19 protein-coding genes are annotated in these 19232 nt (G+C 40.1%); 10 read left to right on the top strand and 9 right to left on the bottom strand.

Annotated features, from left to right (window positions below):
- The first annotated feature begins 1 nt into the window (after nt 1).
- From ACOVQQ_RS06925 to ACOVQQ_RS06915, 3 genes are all read left to right on the top strand, one after another.
- Nucleotides 2-397 (top strand): hypothetical protein, encoded by a 396-nt coding sequence (locus tag ACOVQQ_RS06925; protein ID WP_421817554.1) that lies wholly within the window; start codon nt 2-4, stop codon nt 395-397.
- A 378-nt stretch (nt 398-775) separates the two neighbouring features.
- Nucleotides 776-1231, top strand: coding sequence for a hypothetical protein (locus ACOVQQ_RS06920; protein ID WP_421817553.1), 456 nt, complete (start codon nt 776-778; stop codon nt 1229-1231).
- Nucleotides 1232-1651: a hypothetical protein gene (locus ACOVQQ_RS06915; RefSeq protein WP_421817552.1), complete on the top strand. Its 420-nt coding sequence runs from the start codon at nt 1232-1234 to the stop codon at nt 1649-1651.
- A 208-nt stretch (nt 1652-1859) separates the two neighbouring features.
- Here the strand turns inward: ACOVQQ_RS06915 and ACOVQQ_RS06910 are convergent, their stop codons facing one another.
- Nucleotides 1860-2282, bottom strand: coding sequence for a hypothetical protein (locus tag ACOVQQ_RS06910; RefSeq protein ID WP_421817551.1), 423 nt, complete (start codon nt 2280-2282; stop codon nt 1860-1862).
- Nucleotides 2283-2542: 260 nt separating this feature from the next.
- Between ACOVQQ_RS06910 and greA the strand changes: the two genes are divergently transcribed.
- The 3 genes from greA to ACOVQQ_RS06895 all read left to right on the top strand — a co-directional run bounded on the left by greA (nt 2543) and on the right by ACOVQQ_RS06895 (nt 3889).
- Nucleotides 2543-3019, top strand: a complete 477-nt coding sequence (gene greA, locus ACOVQQ_RS06905; protein WP_094484967.1) for a transcription elongation factor GreA — start codon at nt 2543-2545, stop codon at nt 3017-3019.
- Nucleotides 3019-3408, top strand: a complete 390-nt coding sequence (locus ACOVQQ_RS06900; RefSeq protein WP_421817550.1) for an HIT family protein — start codon at nt 3019-3021, stop codon at nt 3406-3408. The genes greA and ACOVQQ_RS06900 overlap by 1 nt, the downstream gene beginning before the upstream one ends.
- Nucleotides 3409-3469: 61 nt before the next feature.
- Entirely contained in the window at nt 3470-3889 is a 420-nt protein-coding gene (locus tag ACOVQQ_RS06895; RefSeq protein ID WP_421817549.1) for a lipocalin family protein, read from the top strand.
- A gap of 104 nt (nt 3890-3993) precedes the next feature.
- Here the strand turns inward: ACOVQQ_RS06895 and accC are convergent, their stop codons facing one another.
- From accC to pdxA, 6 genes are all read right to left on the bottom strand, one after another.
- A complete protein-coding gene (gene accC, locus ACOVQQ_RS06890) occupies nt 3994-5331 on the bottom strand; it encodes an acetyl-CoA carboxylase biotin carboxylase subunit (protein ID WP_298145325.1) in 1338 nt (445 codons plus the stop codon).
- Nucleotides 5332-5386: 55 nt separating this feature from the next.
- Nucleotides 5387-5875 (bottom strand): acetyl-CoA carboxylase biotin carboxyl carrier protein, encoded by a 489-nt coding sequence (gene accB / locus ACOVQQ_RS06885; RefSeq protein ID WP_421817548.1) that lies wholly within the window; start codon nt 5873-5875, stop codon nt 5387-5389.
- A gap of 29 nt (nt 5876-5904) precedes the next feature.
- Entirely contained in the window at nt 5905-6894 is a 990-nt protein-coding gene (locus ACOVQQ_RS06880) for a beta-ketoacyl-ACP synthase III (protein ID WP_421817547.1), read from the bottom strand.
- Between the two features lie 163 nt (nt 6895-7057).
- Nucleotides 7058-7252 (bottom strand): 50S ribosomal protein L32, encoded by a 195-nt coding sequence (rpmF, locus tag ACOVQQ_RS06875; protein ID WP_094484962.1) that lies wholly within the window; start codon nt 7250-7252, stop codon nt 7058-7060.
- Nucleotides 7253-7261: 9 nt separating this feature from the next.
- A complete protein-coding gene (locus tag ACOVQQ_RS06870; RefSeq protein WP_298145334.1) occupies nt 7262-7807 on the bottom strand; it encodes a YceD family protein in 546 nt (181 codons plus the stop codon).
- Between the two features lie 129 nt (nt 7808-7936).
- Complete coding sequence (gene pdxA, locus ACOVQQ_RS06865; RefSeq protein WP_094484960.1) at nt 7937-8983, bottom strand: 4-hydroxythreonine-4-phosphate dehydrogenase PdxA; 1047 nt, start codon at nt 8981-8983, stop codon at nt 7937-7939.
- Between the two features lie 59 nt (nt 8984-9042).
- Here pdxA and ACOVQQ_RS06860 point away from each other — a divergent pair, with 59 nt between their 5' ends.
- On the top strand, nt 9043-9639 hold the full coding sequence (locus tag ACOVQQ_RS06860) for a riboflavin synthase (protein WP_298145341.1): 597 nt from the start codon (nt 9043-9045) through the stop codon (nt 9637-9639).
- Entirely contained in the window at nt 9636-10154 is a 519-nt protein-coding gene (locus ACOVQQ_RS06855; protein ID WP_421817546.1) for a hypothetical protein, read from the top strand. The genes ACOVQQ_RS06860 and ACOVQQ_RS06855 overlap by 4 nt, the downstream gene beginning before the upstream one ends.
- A gap of 390 nt (nt 10155-10544) precedes the next feature.
- Here ACOVQQ_RS06855 and ACOVQQ_RS06850 read toward each other — a convergent pair whose 3' ends face one another.
- Nucleotides 10545-12014 carry a T9SS type A sorting domain-containing protein gene (locus tag ACOVQQ_RS06850; protein ID WP_421817545.1) on the bottom strand — a complete coding sequence of 490 codons (1470 nt, stop codon included), beginning with the start codon at nt 12012-12014 and terminating at the stop codon, nt 10545-10547.
- A 371-nt stretch (nt 12015-12385) separates the two neighbouring features.
- On the opposite strand from ACOVQQ_RS06850, the gene ACOVQQ_RS06845 reads away from it, so the two are divergent.
- Nucleotides 12386-15328 carry an outer membrane beta-barrel protein gene (locus ACOVQQ_RS06845; RefSeq protein WP_421817544.1) on the top strand — a complete coding sequence of 981 codons (2943 nt, stop codon included), beginning with the start codon at nt 12386-12388 and terminating at the stop codon, nt 15326-15328.
- A gap of 129 nt (nt 15329-15457) precedes the next feature.
- Nucleotides 15458-18568: a T9SS type A sorting domain-containing protein gene (locus tag ACOVQQ_RS06840; RefSeq protein WP_421817543.1), complete on the top strand. Its 3111-nt coding sequence runs from the start codon at nt 15458-15460 to the stop codon at nt 18566-18568.
- Nucleotides 18569-18666: 98 nt separating this feature from the next.
- On the opposite strand, the gene ACOVQQ_RS06835 is transcribed toward ACOVQQ_RS06840, so the two are convergent.
- Nucleotides 18667-19062, bottom strand: coding sequence for a hypothetical protein (locus ACOVQQ_RS06835; protein ID WP_298145357.1), 396 nt, complete (start codon nt 19060-19062; stop codon nt 18667-18669).
- Nucleotides 19063-19232: the final 170 nt, after the last annotated feature.

Raw genomic sequence — 19232 nt, 5'->3', positions numbered from 1 at the left:
TATGAAAAAACACATGATTTTACTATTATTAGTCTTTTCAAGTTGTTCAAGCTTAAAAAACAACTACTCTAAAATAGAGCAAGAAGAGGCATACGTGCAAGCATATAAAATATGTATTGCTTACGGATGTATAAATGAAGGCACAAAAAATGGACTACAAAGAATTTTACAAGAGCAAAATGATTTGGGATTAGCAACAGAATCTGAGATATTAGGAAAGGTAGAATCGGTAAGCATTGTTAACGAAGGAAAAGAAATAGCAAAAAAAATTACACCGATTGATTACGCTGATTATGAAGACCGAAGACCTTACTTTAGTGATTGTATATCGTATGCCTTTAGCAAACAGACCGATTCTCTAGCCAGGTTGGCGTTTAAAAAATCATTACAGAAATAACTTTAATAAACCAACAAAAGACCGATGAGTGCAATAACGTAAAACAAGTCAAGTTCTTTTTCACAAGTATCAAATGAGATTAGAATTACCAAGACTAGCCTCGAAATACGAAAGCTTTGGAGAAAAACTTTTGATATGGCACCAAATTATAAAAGTCATATTAGAATCACAGGTTAGCAAGAAGAGTTAAATGGAGCTAACTTTCCTACTTTAACATCTGGCATTAAAGGAATCTATTGTATGGTTTCATATAACCCAGATTGGGCTTCCGGGCATGCCGATTTAATTAACGATGGAATTTGTGTTTTTGGATGTCATTTTTATGATAGACCGCCTGCACCAATTGAGTATATTGATGTTTGGAAATTAGATTAATAAATGGAAAGAATTCTTATATTATCGGTGATTATTGTTTTTACAATAAGTTGCAAAAAAAGTTATATACGCGAGAAGTTTTACTACAGGAACAATGATGAGTCAGTTTGGCTAAATACATTTAAAGCTGAAGCATTTTATTCTTGCTTGAAAGAAAGCTATCCAAATAAGGATAGTGTTTTCGGACAAATTGAGAAATCGGATTTGTTAAATTTATTTGAGGGAATCGGAACAAAAGACATCGATTACGCGAGAAGTCTAGGTAAAAAAATCGCAGTTGAAATGCCAAAACCGTTTATTAAAATAGACGCAGACGAAGAGTGCCTGCGGACAAAAAATTTCATTTCGTACAATTGCTTAAACTACTATGCTAGCCGTGAACTCGATTCGATAGCCAAAGCAGCATACAAAGAGTTTAAGAATAGTTCACTTTTAGAAATAAAGAGAAAACGTCCGTGAATGGTTCATGTCAATATGGAAGCAAGACATTTTAAATCATTAATCTTAGTAAGTTTTTTGGCAATTCTTACTCCTGGGGCACATGTAAGCTTACCCAATGCAATACTACTTCCGTTACTTCTTCTTCAATCGGCTTGGCAGCTTTTTACAACTTTGGTAAGTTCTGCGATAATCTTTGATTTTGCAGTAGCGCTAGTTCTTTGTTGTAGTTTAGTATTGATGCTTTTGCGAAACAAATTGCTAACTTTGGTTGCGATTGTTATCCAAATTTCGTGGCTTGCTTATACTTTTCAAATTAAGTACCTAGAATATTGGTATTATACAATTCCTGCGACGACTTACTGTTTGCTTACCTTGTTTCTTTTAATTAAAACGATTAGAATTCTTTTGAAAGGAAGCGCAAGCGACGTGAGTTCTTAATACGGTATAAATTGTAAGGCGGTTTTTAGAGTGACACTCTCTTGGAAACGATTGCCCTAGCCGCGATAGCAGTGTAAAGGGTGCGCAGCGGCGGCCGTTTGAGCTGCGGTGAAAAAGAGCGACCAACGGAAGCTACTTTTGCGCCTTCAGCGAAACGGGCGCCGCAAGCACACTTGCAACGGATAGCGCGATTAGCTTCAAAAAAAAATTAATTGTAAACCCGAATCAATCGCGGATTGATAATTTGCACGCGGTACGGTTTTAACGTGTACTCGCCTTCGGTACTAACGCCTGTGAAAAGGCTGTATTCGAAGTCGTCGCACGGACAAACCGCATTGATGCCATTGATGGTTAACTGCGAGCAGGTTGTGGGAAACTGGTTTGGGCATAAGGCATCCCAAGCACGGTAATCGGTATCTGAAACTTTCATCACAATGAGCGTCACGCCACTACCGGTGTCGGGAATGAGCTGCGGATTGATGTTAGAATTTAAACCGCTGTATGTGGGTAAGTTTAAGTTGAGTTCGACAGAAAAATTGTAATCGGGCAAATACGGATTTCGAAATCGAACATTATCCGATTCGCAACCGAAGAGCGTAACGATACAAATAATAAAGACAAGTTTTTTCATAGCTTTCATACGAAGTCAAATATACATGATGTAGAAACGCTAGAACGAAAATATTATTTTTAGCGAAATTGCTACAGCCACGTGCTTGTATTCTTGCAAAGGGGACATCAAAAATTTGTTCTCGCAGTCGAAAATTCCTATATTTGTGAAAAGAAATCCCGCCCTGCGGGATTTTTTCTGTTTTTATAGCCGCAGGCAAAGCACTTACAAGAACCTGCAACAAGTTTCTAATTTGTTGATTCAAAAACACAAACACATACATGAGCAACGTATCATATTATACCGCAGAAGGATTAAAAAAACTTAAAGAAGAACTAGATTATCTTAAAAACGTCATGCGTCCGAAAGCATCGCAAGATATTGCGGATGCCCGAGACAAAGGCGATTTGAGTGAAAACGCAGAGTACGACGCTGCGAAAGAGGCACAAGGTTTATTGGAAATGCGTATTTCAAAATTAGAAGACATTTATGCTAATGCCCGCTTGATAGACGAAAGTCAGCTCGACACCTCTAAAGTGCTCGTGCTTTCAAAAGTGAGAATCAAGAATCAGGCAAACGGTATGGAGTTGAACTACACCTTAGTTGCCGAAAGTGAAGCCGATTTAAAATCGGGTAAGATTTCGGTTACATCGCCAATCGGAAAAGGACTGTTAGGGAAGTCAAAGGGCGATATTGCCGAGATTACCGTTCCGAACGGCGTGCTTAAGTTTGAAATTTTAGATGTTACACGCGACTAATGGCTAGTTTATTTTCAAAAATCATTTCAGGGGAAATTCCTTGCTATAAAATTGCCGAAGATGAAAAACATCTGGCTTTTTTAGACATAAATCCGAATGCCAAAGGTCACACTTTGTGTATTCCCAAACAAGAAATCGACCAGCTTTTCGATATGGAAAGTGAGTCTTATACAGCTTTAATGCAATTTGCACATCACGTTGCTGTGGGTTTGAAAAAAGCAATTTCTTGCAAACGAGTTGGCATGGCGGTTATTGGGCTTGAGGTTCCGCATGCACATGTACATTTGATTCCATTAAATGAAATGGACGAGATGCGTTTTCAAAACAAAGTTAAATTGGAACCGGCAGAATTTGAGGCTATCGCTCTGCAAATTCGCGAAAAATTATAACATATAAAAGGATTGTTTTTTTAAGATTTTATTGAGTATGTTTACTAAAACAAACATACTTTTGAAATCAATACAGAAGATTATTCTTGCCGGCCTCGCAATAACAGCATTTTCATGCAGCAACGACGACGACAACAATTCGGTAGACTCGTCTTTACTTTTAAAAAAGTGGTATTACGTGAGTGATAAAGTAGCTGGGGAGACCATTCCTTATGATGACCATGAGCCTTGCGGCAGAGATTATTCTGAGTTTTTAATCAATGGAACTATGAACGACGTGGATGTTTTCAACTGCGAACTCGTAACAGACACGTATAGTTATACGGTTAACGGAAATCAGCTTACCGTTTCAGACTCTCAATTTACGGATACCGTAACGATTACTAAATTAACAGCAACTGATCTAGAAGTTCAATCTACTTTTGATTACGATGATGATGGCGATAACGAAGTAGTAACTGTAGTTTATTCTGCGCTTTAATCTGCCAGTGACTTATTTCTACAATGGTATTCCTTGAGCTAGTTAACATTTTCGGGTCCAAAACGAAATAAAAAGCCGCTTCAGTTTTGAGGCGGCTTTTTGATTTATTTCATGTGAAAATCTTCCATGAATTTTGTCGTGTAATTTCCTTCCACATATCTCGGATCATCCATTAATTGTCGGTGAAACGGAATGGTGGTTTTAATTCCTTCAATTACAAACTCATCGAGTGCACGTTTCATTTTGTTGATTGCTTCCTGACGGGTTTGCGCCGTTGTAATGAGCTTAGCAATCATCGAATCGTAATTCGGCGGAATCGTATAGCCGGAGTAAACGTGTGTATCTAAACGCACGCCGTGACCTCCAGGAGTATGCAAGTTTGTTATTTTTCCCGGAGAAGGTCGGAAATCGTTATACGGGTCTTCTGCGTTGATGCGACATTCAATAGAATGCAACTGAGGCAAGTAGTTTTTACCTGAGATTGGCACACCAGCGGCAACAAGAATTTGTTCGCGAATCAAATCATAGTCGATTACTTGTTCTGTAATCGGGTGTTCAACTTGGATACGCGTGTTCATTTCCATAAAATAGAAATTGCGGTGCTTATCCACAAGGAACTCCACTGTTCCGGCACCTTCGTACTTAATGTATTCAGCGGCTTTAACAGCTGCTAGTCCCATACGTTCGCGCAGATCGTCGGTCATGAATGGCGAAGGCGTTTCTTCCGTAAGTTTTTGGTGACGTCTTTGTACCGAGCAGTCGCGTTCTGAAAGGTGGCAAGCTTTTCCGTAAGAATCGCCTACTACTTGAATTTCGATGTGTCGCGGTTCTTCGATCAACTTTTCCATGTACATGCCGTCGTTTCCGAAGGCTGCACCGGCTTCCATTTTTGCGCTTTCCCAAGCTTTGAGAAGGTCTTCGGCTTTCCATACGGCGCGCATACCTTTTCCACCGCCGCCCGCTGTTGCTTTCAACATTACAGGATAGCCCATTTCTTCGGCGATTTTTGCTGCTTGTTCAAAGCTTTCCAAAATACCGTCAGATCCAGGAACGCAAGGTACACCCGCAGCTTTCATGGTTGCTTTAGCCGTAGCTTTGTCGCCCATTTTTTCAATCATTTCCGGCGAAGCTCCGATAAATTTGATGCCGTGTTCCGCACAGATTTTCGAGAATTTTGCATTTTCAGACAAGAAACCGTATCCTGGGTGAATAGCATCGGCGTTAGTTATTTCAGCGGCAGCGATGATATTCGACATTTTTAGGTAGGAGAGGTTGCTCGGAGGAGGCCCGATACAAACGGCTTCATCGGCAAATTTTACGTGCAAACTTTCCGCATCGGCGGTCGAGTATACAGCCACCGTTTTAATGCCCATTTCGCGACAGGTTCGAATAACACGTAGTGCGATTTCGCCTCGATTGGCAATTAATATTTTTTTAAACATAATCGTGTAGTTTGAAGTTAATGTTAACGAGAACGGTTTTTCCGAACTAGAACGCTTATGATGGATCAACTAAGAATAAAGGTTGGTCAAATTCAACAGGAGACGAGTCGTCAACTAGAATTTTAACGATTTTTCCAGCTACTTCCGATTCGATTTCGTTGAACAATTTCATGGCTTCAATTACGCATAGTACATCACCTTTTGCAATTGTAGAACCAACTTCAACAAACATAGGTTTATCTGGGGCAGGTTTGCGGTAAAAAGTTCCAATAATTGGCGATTTAACTGTGATGTATTTCGAAGTATCATCGGCGGCAGGAGCTGCAGGTGTTGCAGGAGCTGCAGGCGTTGAAACCGGAATTTGCGCCGCAGGTTGAGGTAATGCTGGAGCAACCGCTGGAGTTTGCACGTATGTAATTTCAGGAGTACTTCCTTCGACAGTGGTGCGGATTGTAATTTTTACATTATCCATTTCAAGTTTTACCTCGGCAACACCTGAGTTGGATACAAATTTGATGAGGTTTTGAATTTCTTTTAAATCCATAAGACTGAATGTTTAGTTTTCGTTGTTCGTTAATATGCCCATTTGAGGTAGATAGAACCCCATGTAAATCCGCCGCCGAAAGCAGCAAAGATAAGATTATCTCCTTTTTTAAATTTCGATTCAAAGTCGCTTAATAATAGCGGAAGTGTTCCGGAAGTTGTATTGCCGTATCGGTGAATGTTTACCAAAACCTTGTCGTCTTCAATGCCCATACGCGAAGCTGTAGCATCGATGATTCGTTTATTGGCTTGATGAGCAACTAAAAACGCAACATCATCTTTAGTAAGATTGTTGCGTTGCATAATTTTTTCACTCACATCGGCCATTCCTGAAACTGCGTATTTGTAAACGGTTTTACCGTCTTGAAAAACAAAATGTTGTTTGTTGGCAACCGTTTCTGCGGAAGCGGGAAGAATCGAACCTCCGGCATCAATTTTTAAGAATTCACGGCCAATTCCGTCGCTTCGTAAAAATTCGTCTTGAAAGCCTAAGCCTTCGTGGTTGGGTTCAAACAAAACGGCGCCAGCTCCGTCGCCAAAAATGATGCAAGTAGCGCGATCGGTATAATCGATTATCGACGACATTTTATCTGCGCCGATGAGTAAAACTTTTTTGTAACGTCCGGATTGCACGTACGAAGATGCGGTTGACATGCCGTACAAAAATCCGGAGCAAGCAGCCTGTATGTCGTATGCGAAAGCGTTTACCGCTCCGATTTGGCTAGCCACGTAAACAGCAGTTGCTGCCACAGGTAAGTCGGGAGTAGTGGTAGCTACTAGAACACAATCTATGTCTTCGGGATTGAGTCCTGATTTTTCGATCAGGTTTTCGGCGGCTTTAATCGCCATGAAGGAAGTTCCTAAACCTTCGCCTTTTAAAATGCGGCGTTCCTTGATTCCGGTTCGTGTGGTGATCCATTCGTCGTTGGTATCGACCATTGTTTCAAGCAATTGGTTGGTTAGGATAAAGTCGGGGACATATCCGCCAACGGCAGTAATTGCGGCAGTAATTGAGCTCATACGGTAATAACTTCTGATTTTGCAATCGCCTCAGAAAAGTGGTTGAAATTACAAAAATTTTCCATGCGCTTTTCGATAGAGGCTTTAGATATGAATAAACAGCTATAAACAAAAAAAACCCTCACGTACGGGTGAGAGTTTAGGAATATGATTTTACAGCTGCTTAAACAGTTGCAACAGATTTATCGATTACAACTTGACCACGGTAATACATTTTACCTTCGTGCCAGTAGGCTCTGTGATACAAGTGTGCTTCTCCAGTAACTGGACATGTTGCAATTTGCGCGGCTACTGCTTTGTAGTGCGTTCTTCTCTTATCTCTTCTTGTCTTACTGACTTTTCTCTTAGGATGTGCCATTACCTGATTTTATTTATCTTTTAATAGTTGTTTTAATTTGTCCCATCTAGGGTCTGTTTCCGTTTCATTTTCACCACTAGGTGGCTTTATTTCTTTAACTTTTAGCTCGTTGAGTTTATCTAAAGCAGCCGATTTTAAACTTCCGTCTTTGATGCCGGGATGTTCTTTTCGCGCAGGGACTGAAAGAACAATCATTTCATAAATCAGTTGCGAAACGTCGAGTTGGTGCTCGCCGTGCGGCAAAATAAGCAACTCTTCGTTGTCGTCGTTATAAGTTTCGCCGAATTGAACCACCATTTTCATCTTCCCTTTTATCGGTAAATCAAAATACTCGGCAGTTAAGTCGCACGGAACATAAACCGTACCTTGATGTTTGAAGCTCAATTCCAAAAAGTTACTTTTTTTTTCTAAAACTAACTTTACATGTATTGAAGCCGATTCAAACTCATCAAAACTAAATGATTCAAAGAACGTTTTATCAATCTGAAACTCAAACGGATGCTTCCCCAGCTTTAATCCCGCAAAAGGAATTAAAAATTCGCTTAACTTTTTCATCTGAGTTGTAATTGATTGGCTTTAAATACGATTACACACTTAAAACCAATACCAAAACCCGTATTGGGAATTGGAGTGCAAAGATAGATAAAATACTTGTTTGGCAAAAGGTTATAAACAAAAAATTGTTTACAACTGCTTTTCTTTTGTTTTCAGCGGATTTTCGGTCATTTCTTGGTAGTGTTCGCGCGAGTGAACTACATCAATTGCCAAATAAACAGCTTCTTTGAATGAAGTTTCATCGGCTTTTCCTTTACCAGCAATGTCGTAAGCTGTTCCGTGATCCGGGGAGGTTCGAACCACATTTAGTCCAGCAGTGAAATTTACGCCACCGCCAAACGATAAGGTTTTAAACGGCGCCAATCCTTGGTCGTGATACGTAGCTAAAACCGCGTCGAATTGCTTGTATTGCCCGCTACCGAAAAATCCGTCGGCTGGATACGGCCCAAAAACTAAAGTTCCGGCGTCAAAAAGCTTTTTAATGGCCGGAGCTATTATGTCTTTATCTTCTACGCCAATAACTCCGCCATCGCCCGCATGCGGATTCAAACCGAGTACTGCGATACGTGGTCTTCGAATTGAAAAATCTTGAATAAGCGACTTTTGTAAAGTTTCGACTTTTTTGCGAATCAGTCCCTCGTTGAGTTTACTAGCAACTTCTGCCAATGGAACGTGATCGGTTAACAAACCAACGCGTAATGTGTCGGAAACCATTAACATGAGAGCATTTCCTTCAAATTGCTCATTTAAATAATCGGTGTGCCCCGGAAATTTAAAATCTTCGTCTTGGATGTTAATTTTATTGATTGGGGCCGTCACTAAAGCGTGAATTTTTCCTTCTTGCGCTGCTGCTACGGCTGCTTTGAACGACTTTACAGCATACTTGCCAACCGTTTCGTCGAGTTTTCCCGGTGCCAAATCGAAACCTTCACGCCAAACATTAAGCACATTTAACTTGCCAGGAACGAGTTGTTCAAGATTGTCGATTCCGTGAATATTTACTGTACTTTCAAAGCTCTTACGCAAGAAAGACAAGCTTTTAACATTAGCGAAAATCACGGGAGTGCACAATTCGAGCATGCGCGAATCTTCGAAGGTTTTGAGCACAACTTCAGGACCTATGCCGTTTAAATCGCCAATGGAAATTCCTATAATAATATTTTCAGTTCTTTTCATAGATCTCGGCGTTTATCGACTATTTTTGATAGCGCAAAGCTAAGACATTTCAACTATTTATGTTTACAGGTATCATTGAGACTCTCGGAGAAATAAAATCTATTGAACACACCGACGCCAACGTGCATCTTTGGGTCGAATCAGAATTTACCCATCAATTAAAAATCGACCAAAGTGTCGCACATAACGGTGTTTGCTTAACCGTTGTTGCTATTGAAGGTGCATCGTATAAAGTAACGGCAATTCAGGAGACGATTCTTAAAACAACTTTGGGTTCGTGGAGTGTGGGCGACCGCGTGAATCTAGAGCGCGGCATGCGTTTAGGCGATCGTTTAGACGGACATATCGTACAAGGACACGTAGATCAGACCGCGGTTTGCACTGCTGTGGAAAATGAAAACGGAAGCTGGAAATATCACTTCCAATACAACACAAATCTAGGAAATGTAACCATTCCGAAAGGTTCGATCACGGTGAATGGCGTAAGCTTAACGGTGGTCGATTCCACCTTGAGTGCCTTTTCTGTAGCGATTATTCCGTTTACCTATGAGCATACGAATTTTCAGTATTTGAAAGTTGGCGATTCCGTTAACCTAGAGTTCGATGTTATTGGAAAATACGTTTCGCGTTTGTACGAGCTAAAGCAAGCAATATGAAAACCACAATCTGTTTCTGTTTCTTCTCCATTTTAGCGTTTGCGCAGCCTGAATCGAGCAGCATTTACGAGCGAAGACACGAGTTTACGTTCGGAGCTGTCAAATTATTGGCTGGACCTATCGTGGAGTTGAATTACGAATACATTTTTCGTGAAGACTTTACTTTCGGGACGTCGGTTTTAGTGAACGGACGGAATGACAACGATTGGGAGGAAGATTTTTCGGTTACACCTTTTGCTCGGTTTTATTTTCAAGAACGCAAAGAGTTTGCAGCCAAGGGTTTTTTTGTGGAAGGTTTTGCGAAATACAGCAACGGCAGAAATAATGATTACGGGAATGAAAATAAACAACGTTACAACGCGGCTTCTTTAGGATTGGCAGGCGGTTTTAAGTTGATAAACCGTACTGGGTTTGTTTTAGAAATAGTTGCAGGCGGTGGTCGTACATTAGGAGAATCTAAAAATGCGCCTGACTTTATTTTTCGCGGCGATATAAATTTAGGATATCGATTTTAACGTAAATTAACTTTGTCTAAAAGGCACTTATACTTGTCCTCAATCTTCGAAATATAGATTACATAAAGGACATTAAAGAAAAAAGTATAAACAGCGCAACGTTAGTTTTTATGTGTCGCTTTCGATATCCTTATGTTTTGATGTTACAAATATAGGGTGTATTAATCTCGAAGCTATTTCGATACATTTAATTTCGTGTGTGCCAAAATTTCGCTTATTGTTATTGTATTGTTTCTATTTCTGCTTTTTTTCTTGATTTATGGCCGAACTTTCTTGCTCGATTTCCCAGCAAAGTAATCGCAGTAGTGTAGCGCGTGGTAGAAACAGCTTTTGCAAAAAAAGCTGTTCGTGCTTACTTTTCGAACAGCTTTTTGTTTTGCATCACAAGGATTACCTTTTAATCAACTTCTTGATTAACTTCATGTTACCGGAACTGATTTTTACAAGATAAACGCCTGTAGAAAGGTCGGAAATCGAGTGTCCACGTTGGTTGTCAAAATCTCCAGAAATACTGCGAATCAATCGGCCTTCAAAATCCAACAGTTCTAGTTGGTTGATTTTAGAACTTCCTGTATTTTTTATGTAAAGCGTTTCGTTTGCCGGATTTGGATATATTGAAATGTCGTCGGACTTTAATGAGTCAATGTCAAGATTGGAGCTTATAAGAAAATTATCTATTCGCAATGAGTTGTTAATAACACCAACCGATGTGTCGTGCAGGCCAATGTAATATTGACCGCTGGTCGGAACAGTAAAACTGTAAGTAAATGCACTGTAGCTTGGGTTGCTGTTTAATGCTGTTTCGGCGGCGATTATCTGTGTATGTGTCGAAGGATCTTCAGAAGTTCCAAGTGTTAACGTAAGTGTTCGATTAGCACTTGCACTACTTGTTCTAAAATTGAAGGTGATGATATAGTCAGCACTGTTTTCGAGAGATATTTCTGGGCTTATTAGCCAGTAGTTGTTAGTTTGACCAACCAGCGCATTCATTAAAAAGTAGCTTGGAGCTGAAAGTGCATTCGCGGCATTTGTTACCAAATTAAAGTTAGCAGAAGCGTTTACACGCGTCCACCCTCCTAGTTCCTGAGTTGAGTCGAAACCGGAATTGTAAGGGACTGTTTTAGTAAGTGTAAAGTTGTAAGGTCCAGACCATTCGCTATCTTGATTTCCGGTACAATTTGCGCGGATATAATAATCGAAAGTGGCACCTGCTTGTAACGAACTAAGAGTTATTTGGGCTTGGTTAGTTGAAATAGACGTGCCTGTTCCTAGTGTAAATCCTTGTAAGCCATATTGAACAGTGTAGGAAGGAGGCTGATTTACCGACGGCTCCCAATTAAGTGTTATTTCAGTGTTTGAGTTGTTACTCGTGTCATCGATATAATATACACGTGTACAAGATTGCGGTGTAAAAGTAAATTCGAATTCGAAAGGATTGTCTTCATAAAACGAGTCCCATACTATGTAATAGGTATTCCCTGCTTGTACAGGAAAAGTTAGATTGGTTAAGAATATTTGACCTGCTGCGTTAACATCATCAGCCAAGTCGTAGCATGTTAAGGCACCACAATTACCTGTTAAAATACTTAATCGCGTATTTTCACTGTTCGGACTTTCGTTTGCAGGCAAGTTCGAGTTAATTGATACCAAGCCACTTTGAGTAGGAATGTACTTGTACCAGTACGTTTGGAGTACATCGCCACCTTCGGTGAGAGGACCAAAACAAGGTGTTGTTGACGATCCTGAAAAAGAGTTAATGTTGTACGTATTATTACTTTGAATGGTAACCGCCGTATTACAATCGGTTTGCGAAAACGCGATTACGGGTATAGCAAGAATACTGAGTAAGAGTTGTTTCATGGTTATGAGTCGTTTTGGTCGTGCAAAATTAGGTAGGCGTTCTACTCATATATTTTAACCAAAAGTTATTATTCTGTAAATCAGGAGCGGCTTTTGTTAAGAAAGCGTTATAATTAAATATCGTTCTGAAAATGGTTCTTTTTAGTTGATCGATTTGACGGATTCACTTTTTGCATGTGATTAAAACGGCTTTTTTGAACAGAAAATTAGATTTTAGTGCATAAAGGTTTTGTATACAGTAACTTAACAAATTTTACAGCAGCTTAATAAAAAACTCGGTCTTTGTTAACGGAAGTATAAAGTACTCTTAACGAGCAAAGTACTTAGTCCTCTTAGCTTTGCACACAACAAAACAAAACCCAAAAACCAACATGCGTATCGTATTTCTAGTCGCACTGACTTTTTGTGCGCTAAAGTCATTTTCTCAAAATGGTGTTCTTAAAGGGAAGGTCCTCTCCGATAGCAATGGAGCTTCGATTTCTGGCGCCTCTATCATGATTTCACAGCTTGGGAAAGTAGAATTTTCAGATCAAAATGGAGATTTTATTTTTCGTGATATACCAGCTGGAATATATGAGATTGAATTTTCTGCAGATGGTTATGCGACTAAGCAAATTACAGATCAGCAAATTATCTCCAATGAAATTTCTGAATTGGTTGTTTCTCTATTAAAAAACGAAACGAAATTAGAAGAGGTTGTCATCACGAGAACTCGAGCAGCTACAGAATCAGTAAAGTCGCTCTTAACCTTACAAAAAAACAGCATTAGCGTTTCCGATGGAATTTCGGCAGAAACGATACGTAGGACGCCGGATAAGAATACATCGGATGTATTAAGACGAATTAGCGGAGCATCAGTTCAAGATAATCGCTTTGTAATAGTTCGTGGATTGAACGACAGGTATAATGCTGCCTATTTGAACGGCTCGCCGCTACCATCATCTGAACCAGACCGAAAAGCGTTTTCCTTCGATATATTCCCTTCAAATATGTTGGATAACTTGATTATTACAAAGACTGCAACTCCAGACATGCCAGGAGAATTTGCCGGAGGTATTATTCAGGTAAACACGAAAAGTATTCCCGACAAGAATTTCTCTACATTAAGTATCGGTGGGGGATACAACACTGTTACCACAGGAAACAAGCAGCTGTACTACGAAGGTGGTAAAACCGATTGGCTAGGAATAGACGATGGTACCCGAGCGTTACCAAGTAATTTCCCAGATTACCGCACGTTTTTAAACTTAGATTACTTACAAAGAGCTGAATTGGCAAAAAATTTTAGATCAGATTGGAGATTGAAGGAAAAGAATTTTGCCCCAAATTTTAGTTTTCAGTATTCTATCGGCCGCACTTTTGAAATAGGTGAAAAGACTTTAGGTTTGATAGGGGCCGTGACCTACAACAGAAGCAACAACTTTAATGAGACTATTCGCAGAAATTTTGAAGAGCAAGCAGTAGGTGCACCGACCGCACTGTACAGTGATTACTTTGATGAAAACTATGTTGAGCAGTTTTTGGGCGGAGTTTTGCTAAATGCATCCTTGAAGTTTAATTCAAATAATACAATAAGTTTCAAGAATTTGCTGAGTATTAATTCCGACGACCGTGTTGTTTCTCGAAACGGAATCCCTTTCGAAGCTTCGGCTTCAACAAATCCACTTATACTTTCATCTACGGTTCGATGGTTCACCAGCAATAAAATTTTTACCTCTCAGATTTACGGGGAGCATTTTATTCCTAAAGACAAAATTAAAATTGGCTGGAATACGTCATACAGTTCGGTGCAAAGAGATATTCCAAACTTGAGACGAAACATCTACACCCGTTTTCGTGATTATATTGATCCTGAAAATCCGAATGAACTCGACATAACACCTACGGCCAATATAGCTAACGGAAATGCAGGACCCGATTATGGTGGCGGACTTTTCTTTTCTGAAAACAACGAGAGTATTTACAGCGGGAGATTTGACATTTCGCAAAAGTTTTCGACTTCAGAAACCGGCGATCAAGAACTAAAATTTGGTCTTTCTGGATTGTATAGAAGCAAAGATTTTTATGCTAGACAACTTAGTTACAATCAATTGGGAGGTGTTGGTGATTTAGTTTTCGATCAGAACTTATTGTATTTGCCAGACGAGGAGATATTTAATCAAGCAAATATGGGAATTATAGCTCCAGGAGTAGGAGGATTTACTTTATACGATGGAACCAAATACTTCGATGCGTACAACGCTAATTCCAAATTGTATGCGGCTTACATGATGATGGATAATTCGTATAAATTTTTGCACATCATATATGGAGCACGAGTTGAGAACTTTAATCAGCAGTTGGACACTCAATTAACCGAAACGGAAGTTCTAGAAATTGATGAAACTAAGTTTGACTTTTTGCCAAGTGTTAATCTTATCATAGCGCTTAACAAGAAGCAGAATTTGCGATTTTCCTATTCCAAAACAGTTAATAGACCAGAGTTTAGAGAGCTTGCTCCATTTGCATTTTACGATTTCACAACACAATTTATCACTTCTGGGAATCCAACACTATCGAGATCTTTAATAGAGAATACCGATTTTCGATACGAGTTTTACCCAGGACGCGGTCAGTTACTTTCCTTTTCTTTGTTCTACAAGGACTTCAAAAGTCCGATAGAAATTAAAGCAGGAGTTAACAACAAAGAAATTTCATATCAAAATGCTAAAGCGGCCTACAACTATGGAGGAGAGATTGAGTTTCGTGCTTTGTTAGGCTCCGTTTTCAACCAGCCCGGGTCCAAGTTTTTGAATAACCTCACCCTTTTTAGTAACCTAGCAATTATTCGCTCAGAAGTTGATGTATCTAACATAGCTGCTAGTACAGATTTTGAAAAGTCGAGACCTATGCAAGGGCAATCTCCCTACGTATTTAACGGTGGTTTACTTTACATAGACAAAGATTACGGCTGGTCGGCTTCGTTAAATGCTAATAGAGTTGGAAACAGAATTGCCGTAGTTGGAAATGTGGAAGCCGAGCCTACTTTATGGGAAAAAGCCAGAACATTTATCGATTTACAGCTCACAAAATCATTTCTAAAAAATAAAATAGAGGTTCGATTTAACGGACAGAATCTGCTCGCACAAGATTTAATTTTTTACCACAACAGAAATTTAAATCAGAAAGAAGTAACAGGAGTATCGCGCAGTATTAATCAGTTTTTTACCGGTGACGATCAGAATTTAAATGGTTACGATAAGAACGCCGACGATCAAATTTGGCTCACCCGTTTTGGTAGAACTTTCTCGTTAGCGGTCACGTATAGTTTTTAGGTCAAATAACTGACAATCAATTTAATATACTTAACCATTTAATCACATTTTAACAAAAATCACCTAATCTTAACCTAACATTGCCGCTGTAGTTTTGATTAAACTTTTAACAATTAAAATAAACACAAAATGAAAAAAATCTATGTTCTAGCTTGCCTGGTTTTCTTAGGTAATCTAGCTTGGTCACAGATTATGCCAACCTCGTACCGAGGCGCATTTGCACCTGCACCCACAGCAATGTGGACAGACGGATGGACAAATTTCGATCCGCAGAATACGATTTATCCAACCACCAATTTGGTGAACGTTACCAGTAATGTTACAACGAATACAACCTGGACAACAGGAAACACTTACGTTTTAAAAACGCAGGTATATGTAACTAACAACGCCACTCTAACTATACAGCCTGGAGTAGTTATATTAGGAGATCAAATTGCTAACGGAGCAGCTCTTATCGTAACAAGAGGAGCAAAACTAAATGCTATCGGTACCGCAACACAGCCTATTGTTTTTACCTCAGACAAGGCGCCAGGACAAAGAGCGCGTGGCGACTGGGGTGGAGTGGTTTTATTGGGTAACGGCTCGTATAACGTAAATGGAGGTGTTGGTAATATAGAAGGAATTGCACCAACACCAAATACCTCATTCGGAGGCGGAACTACGCCAGACGACAATGATAATTCGGGAACTCTTAAGTACGTTCGAATTGAATTTGGTGGATACGTATATGCAACTAATGCTGAAATCAATGGTTTAACAATGGGTGCTGTAGGTCGTGCTACTACTATAGAGCACGTGCAAGTTTCGTATACAAACGACGATGCGTTTGAATGGTTCGGAGGTTCTGTAAATTGTAAGTATTTGGTTGCGTTTAGAAACCTAGACGACGATTGGGATGCAGACAATGGTTATAACGGTGTTGTACAATTTGGATTATCTGTTCGTGACCCACAAATTTCTGACGCTCCAGCGGTTTCAACTTCTGAAGGTTTTGAAGTAGATAACAATGCTACCGGCTCGGCGGTATCTCCTTTTACAAGTGCAATATTCTCTAACATGACTCTAATCGGACCTTCTTTCCGATTGACTTTGCCGAATGGTGGAACTCTTGCAAATGGTTACAAAAGAGCTGCTCGTTTGAGAAGAAATTGCCAAATTAAAATCTACAACTCCGTGTTTATGGATTACCCAGAAGGGTTACACATTGATGGTTTAACTACTGAAACCAACGCGTTAAACAACACCTTGATTTTTAAAAACAATCTTATCGCAGGTATCACAACGCCAAACAGAGTTCTGCAAGTAAACTCTCCCGGTACTTTAACGGCAGGTTTAAACCCATCATTTAATATAACTGCATGGTTTGCGGCTAACAACAATTCAAGTCAAGCGTCAAGCGCAGGTCTTTTAGCAGCTCCTTATAATGCTTCAGATGCGACGATCTACACAGGTTTAGATTATCGTCCAGCTACAGGTTCTCCACTTTTGTCTGGAGCAAGTTTTACAGACGCGGCTATAGCAGCAGTTACAGGTCCTGGATTGCCAACTGTTACAACTCCTATTTTCCTTTGCAGATATTCAACAGCTGCACCACTTACAGCTACTCCTAATGGAGCAAATACTTTGCGTTGGTATACTGTTGCAACCGGTGGTACTTTCACTACAACACCACCGGCAGTTCCAACAAGCTCTCTAGGTGTTAGAAATTATTGGGTTTCTGAAGTAACGCCATCAGGCCAGGAAGGAAGTCGTGTGCAAATTGTTGTTAATATTGTAGCCGCTCCAGCTACGCCAGGAACAATTACTGGCACCGTAAATGGAGGTGTTTTTAGCACTTCAACGATAGGGAATTTGGTTGGTACAAACATCCCTTTAACGCTGACAACAGCTCCAGTTGCAAATGCCGTTTCGTACAATTGGACGATACCCACAGGCGCCGTCATTACTTCTGGTGCTGGTACAAACAGTATCGTAGTTGACTTGTCATTAGCGCAGGTGGTGGCAGGGCCTGTATTATTTACTGTGAAAGCAGTATCGGTCGCAGGATGTGAGTCGGCAGCTCGTACTTACACGACTACCGCGGCAATTCCGGGCACTCCAGGTTCAATTATAGCCTCTACAGCTAACCCATGTGCAGTAGTTGGTACAGCAACACCGGTAACTTATACAACTGCTTTGGTGCTAGGTTTGATTTACAATTGGGTAGTTCCAACAGGTGCTACCATCGTTTCTGGACAAGGAACAAACGCTATTTCAGTGTTGTACACAAATGAATTCGCCGCAAGCGGAGCAGTGACTTTAACTACCACTAACGGTATAGGAACTTCATTAACACCACGCGTTTTAACAGTTACGCGTCGTTTACCATCGACACCAGTAATAACATCGGGACAAATAGCGGCAATTTGTGCCAGTAGTGGTCCTTATACATATACAACTTCTGTACCCGGATACGCAAACTCATGGTCGATTACTGCTCCTGTAGGTTCAGTTTTAACGTCTCCTTCAAACCCAAGTAACACGAGTAATTTTATTGCAAGTACTACAGACACCACGTTTACGGTTGTTTATCCAACGAACTATGATGGATTGGGAATGATTTCATTTGTTTCAACTAATGGTTGTGCAACTTCTAACCCAAGAAATATACGAATTAGTAGATCTTTGGCAACTCCATCTGTACCAGTTGGTCCTGCTGTTGTAGATTGTGAAACTCTTGGACAGCCGGTTACCTATTCGGTTTTACCAGATCCTTTAGCAACTTCTTTTAATTGGATCGCACCAGCTGGAAGTTCAATCGTGTCAGGTCAAGGAACCAACACAATCCAGATTGTATTTACCAACGATATGGCTGCTACATCAACCTTATCGGTAAGCAAATCAGGAAACTCTTGTGGATTGAATATTGTAAGTAGCACTCGACGTTTCACGATTACTAAACCAACATGTGAATTTAGACCAGCCGCTCAAGAGGTTACAGTATCTTTTTCAGAGATGTACCCAAATCCTGCAACATCACATGTTGATTTCACCGCAACAGCTTTGAAAGCAGGAAAAGTTGAGGTTGCTATTTACAACTATACAGGTACACTTTCGCAACGTAATACATTTATACTTTCTGAGGGCGAAAACGCTATCAGAACGGATGTGTCTAACTTACCAAGCGGTATCTATGTCGTTAAATTTGCGACAGATAGCGGTTCAGAAGTGGTAACTAGAAAGTTGGTGAAACGCTAATTTCTAGTTGTTATTTTGTTTTAATGGCCGTGAAAACGGCCATTTTATCCCCAAAAAACCCCGGAAACCCGGGGTTTTGTTGTTTAATAAGATGGCTCTTATTTAATTTTAGCTTTTTCTAAAGCTTCGTTGTAGCCTTCTTTCGCTTTCGCTTTTGCTTCATCTACAGCTTCGCCCGCTTTTGCAGCACCTTCAGCGGCGCCTTCTTTAAGTTTTGCCCAAGCTTCTTCGGCTTCAGCAAGAGTTTTCTTTGCAGCTTCTTCCGCTTTTTTGTCGCCTTTAGCGATAGCAGCTTCAAGTTCGGCTTTTGCTTTTGCCACGGCATCTTCAGCCGCTTTGGTGTCGACCGCAGGTGTTTCTACAACCGTTGTTTTTGTTACCGCCGTTGTGTCTGTCCCTTCGCTGGTTACAGTTGTTTCAGTGGTAACTTCTTTCTTACAGGCCGTGAAGCTCAATCCCAGAGCCAAAACGGCAATCATTAATTTGTTTTTCATGATGTTGTTGATTATTTATAACTAACTAAAACAAATATGATGCCGAAGACGTAAAATTAATTGCAAGATATTTTTAGCTAGACTTCAAATGGTTTTAGTGATACGAATCGTTGCTGCCAGAGCTTGTCGAAGTTTTTTTCAAATTACGGTTTTTCCGTAAAATTTATTTC

This window comes from Flavobacterium sp., from assembly GCF_049240005.1.
In the GTDB taxonomy this organism is placed as follows: Bacteria; Bacteroidota; Bacteroidia; order Flavobacteriales; family Flavobacteriaceae; genus Flavobacterium.
This window is presented reverse-complemented; position numbering and strand designations above follow the sequence as displayed.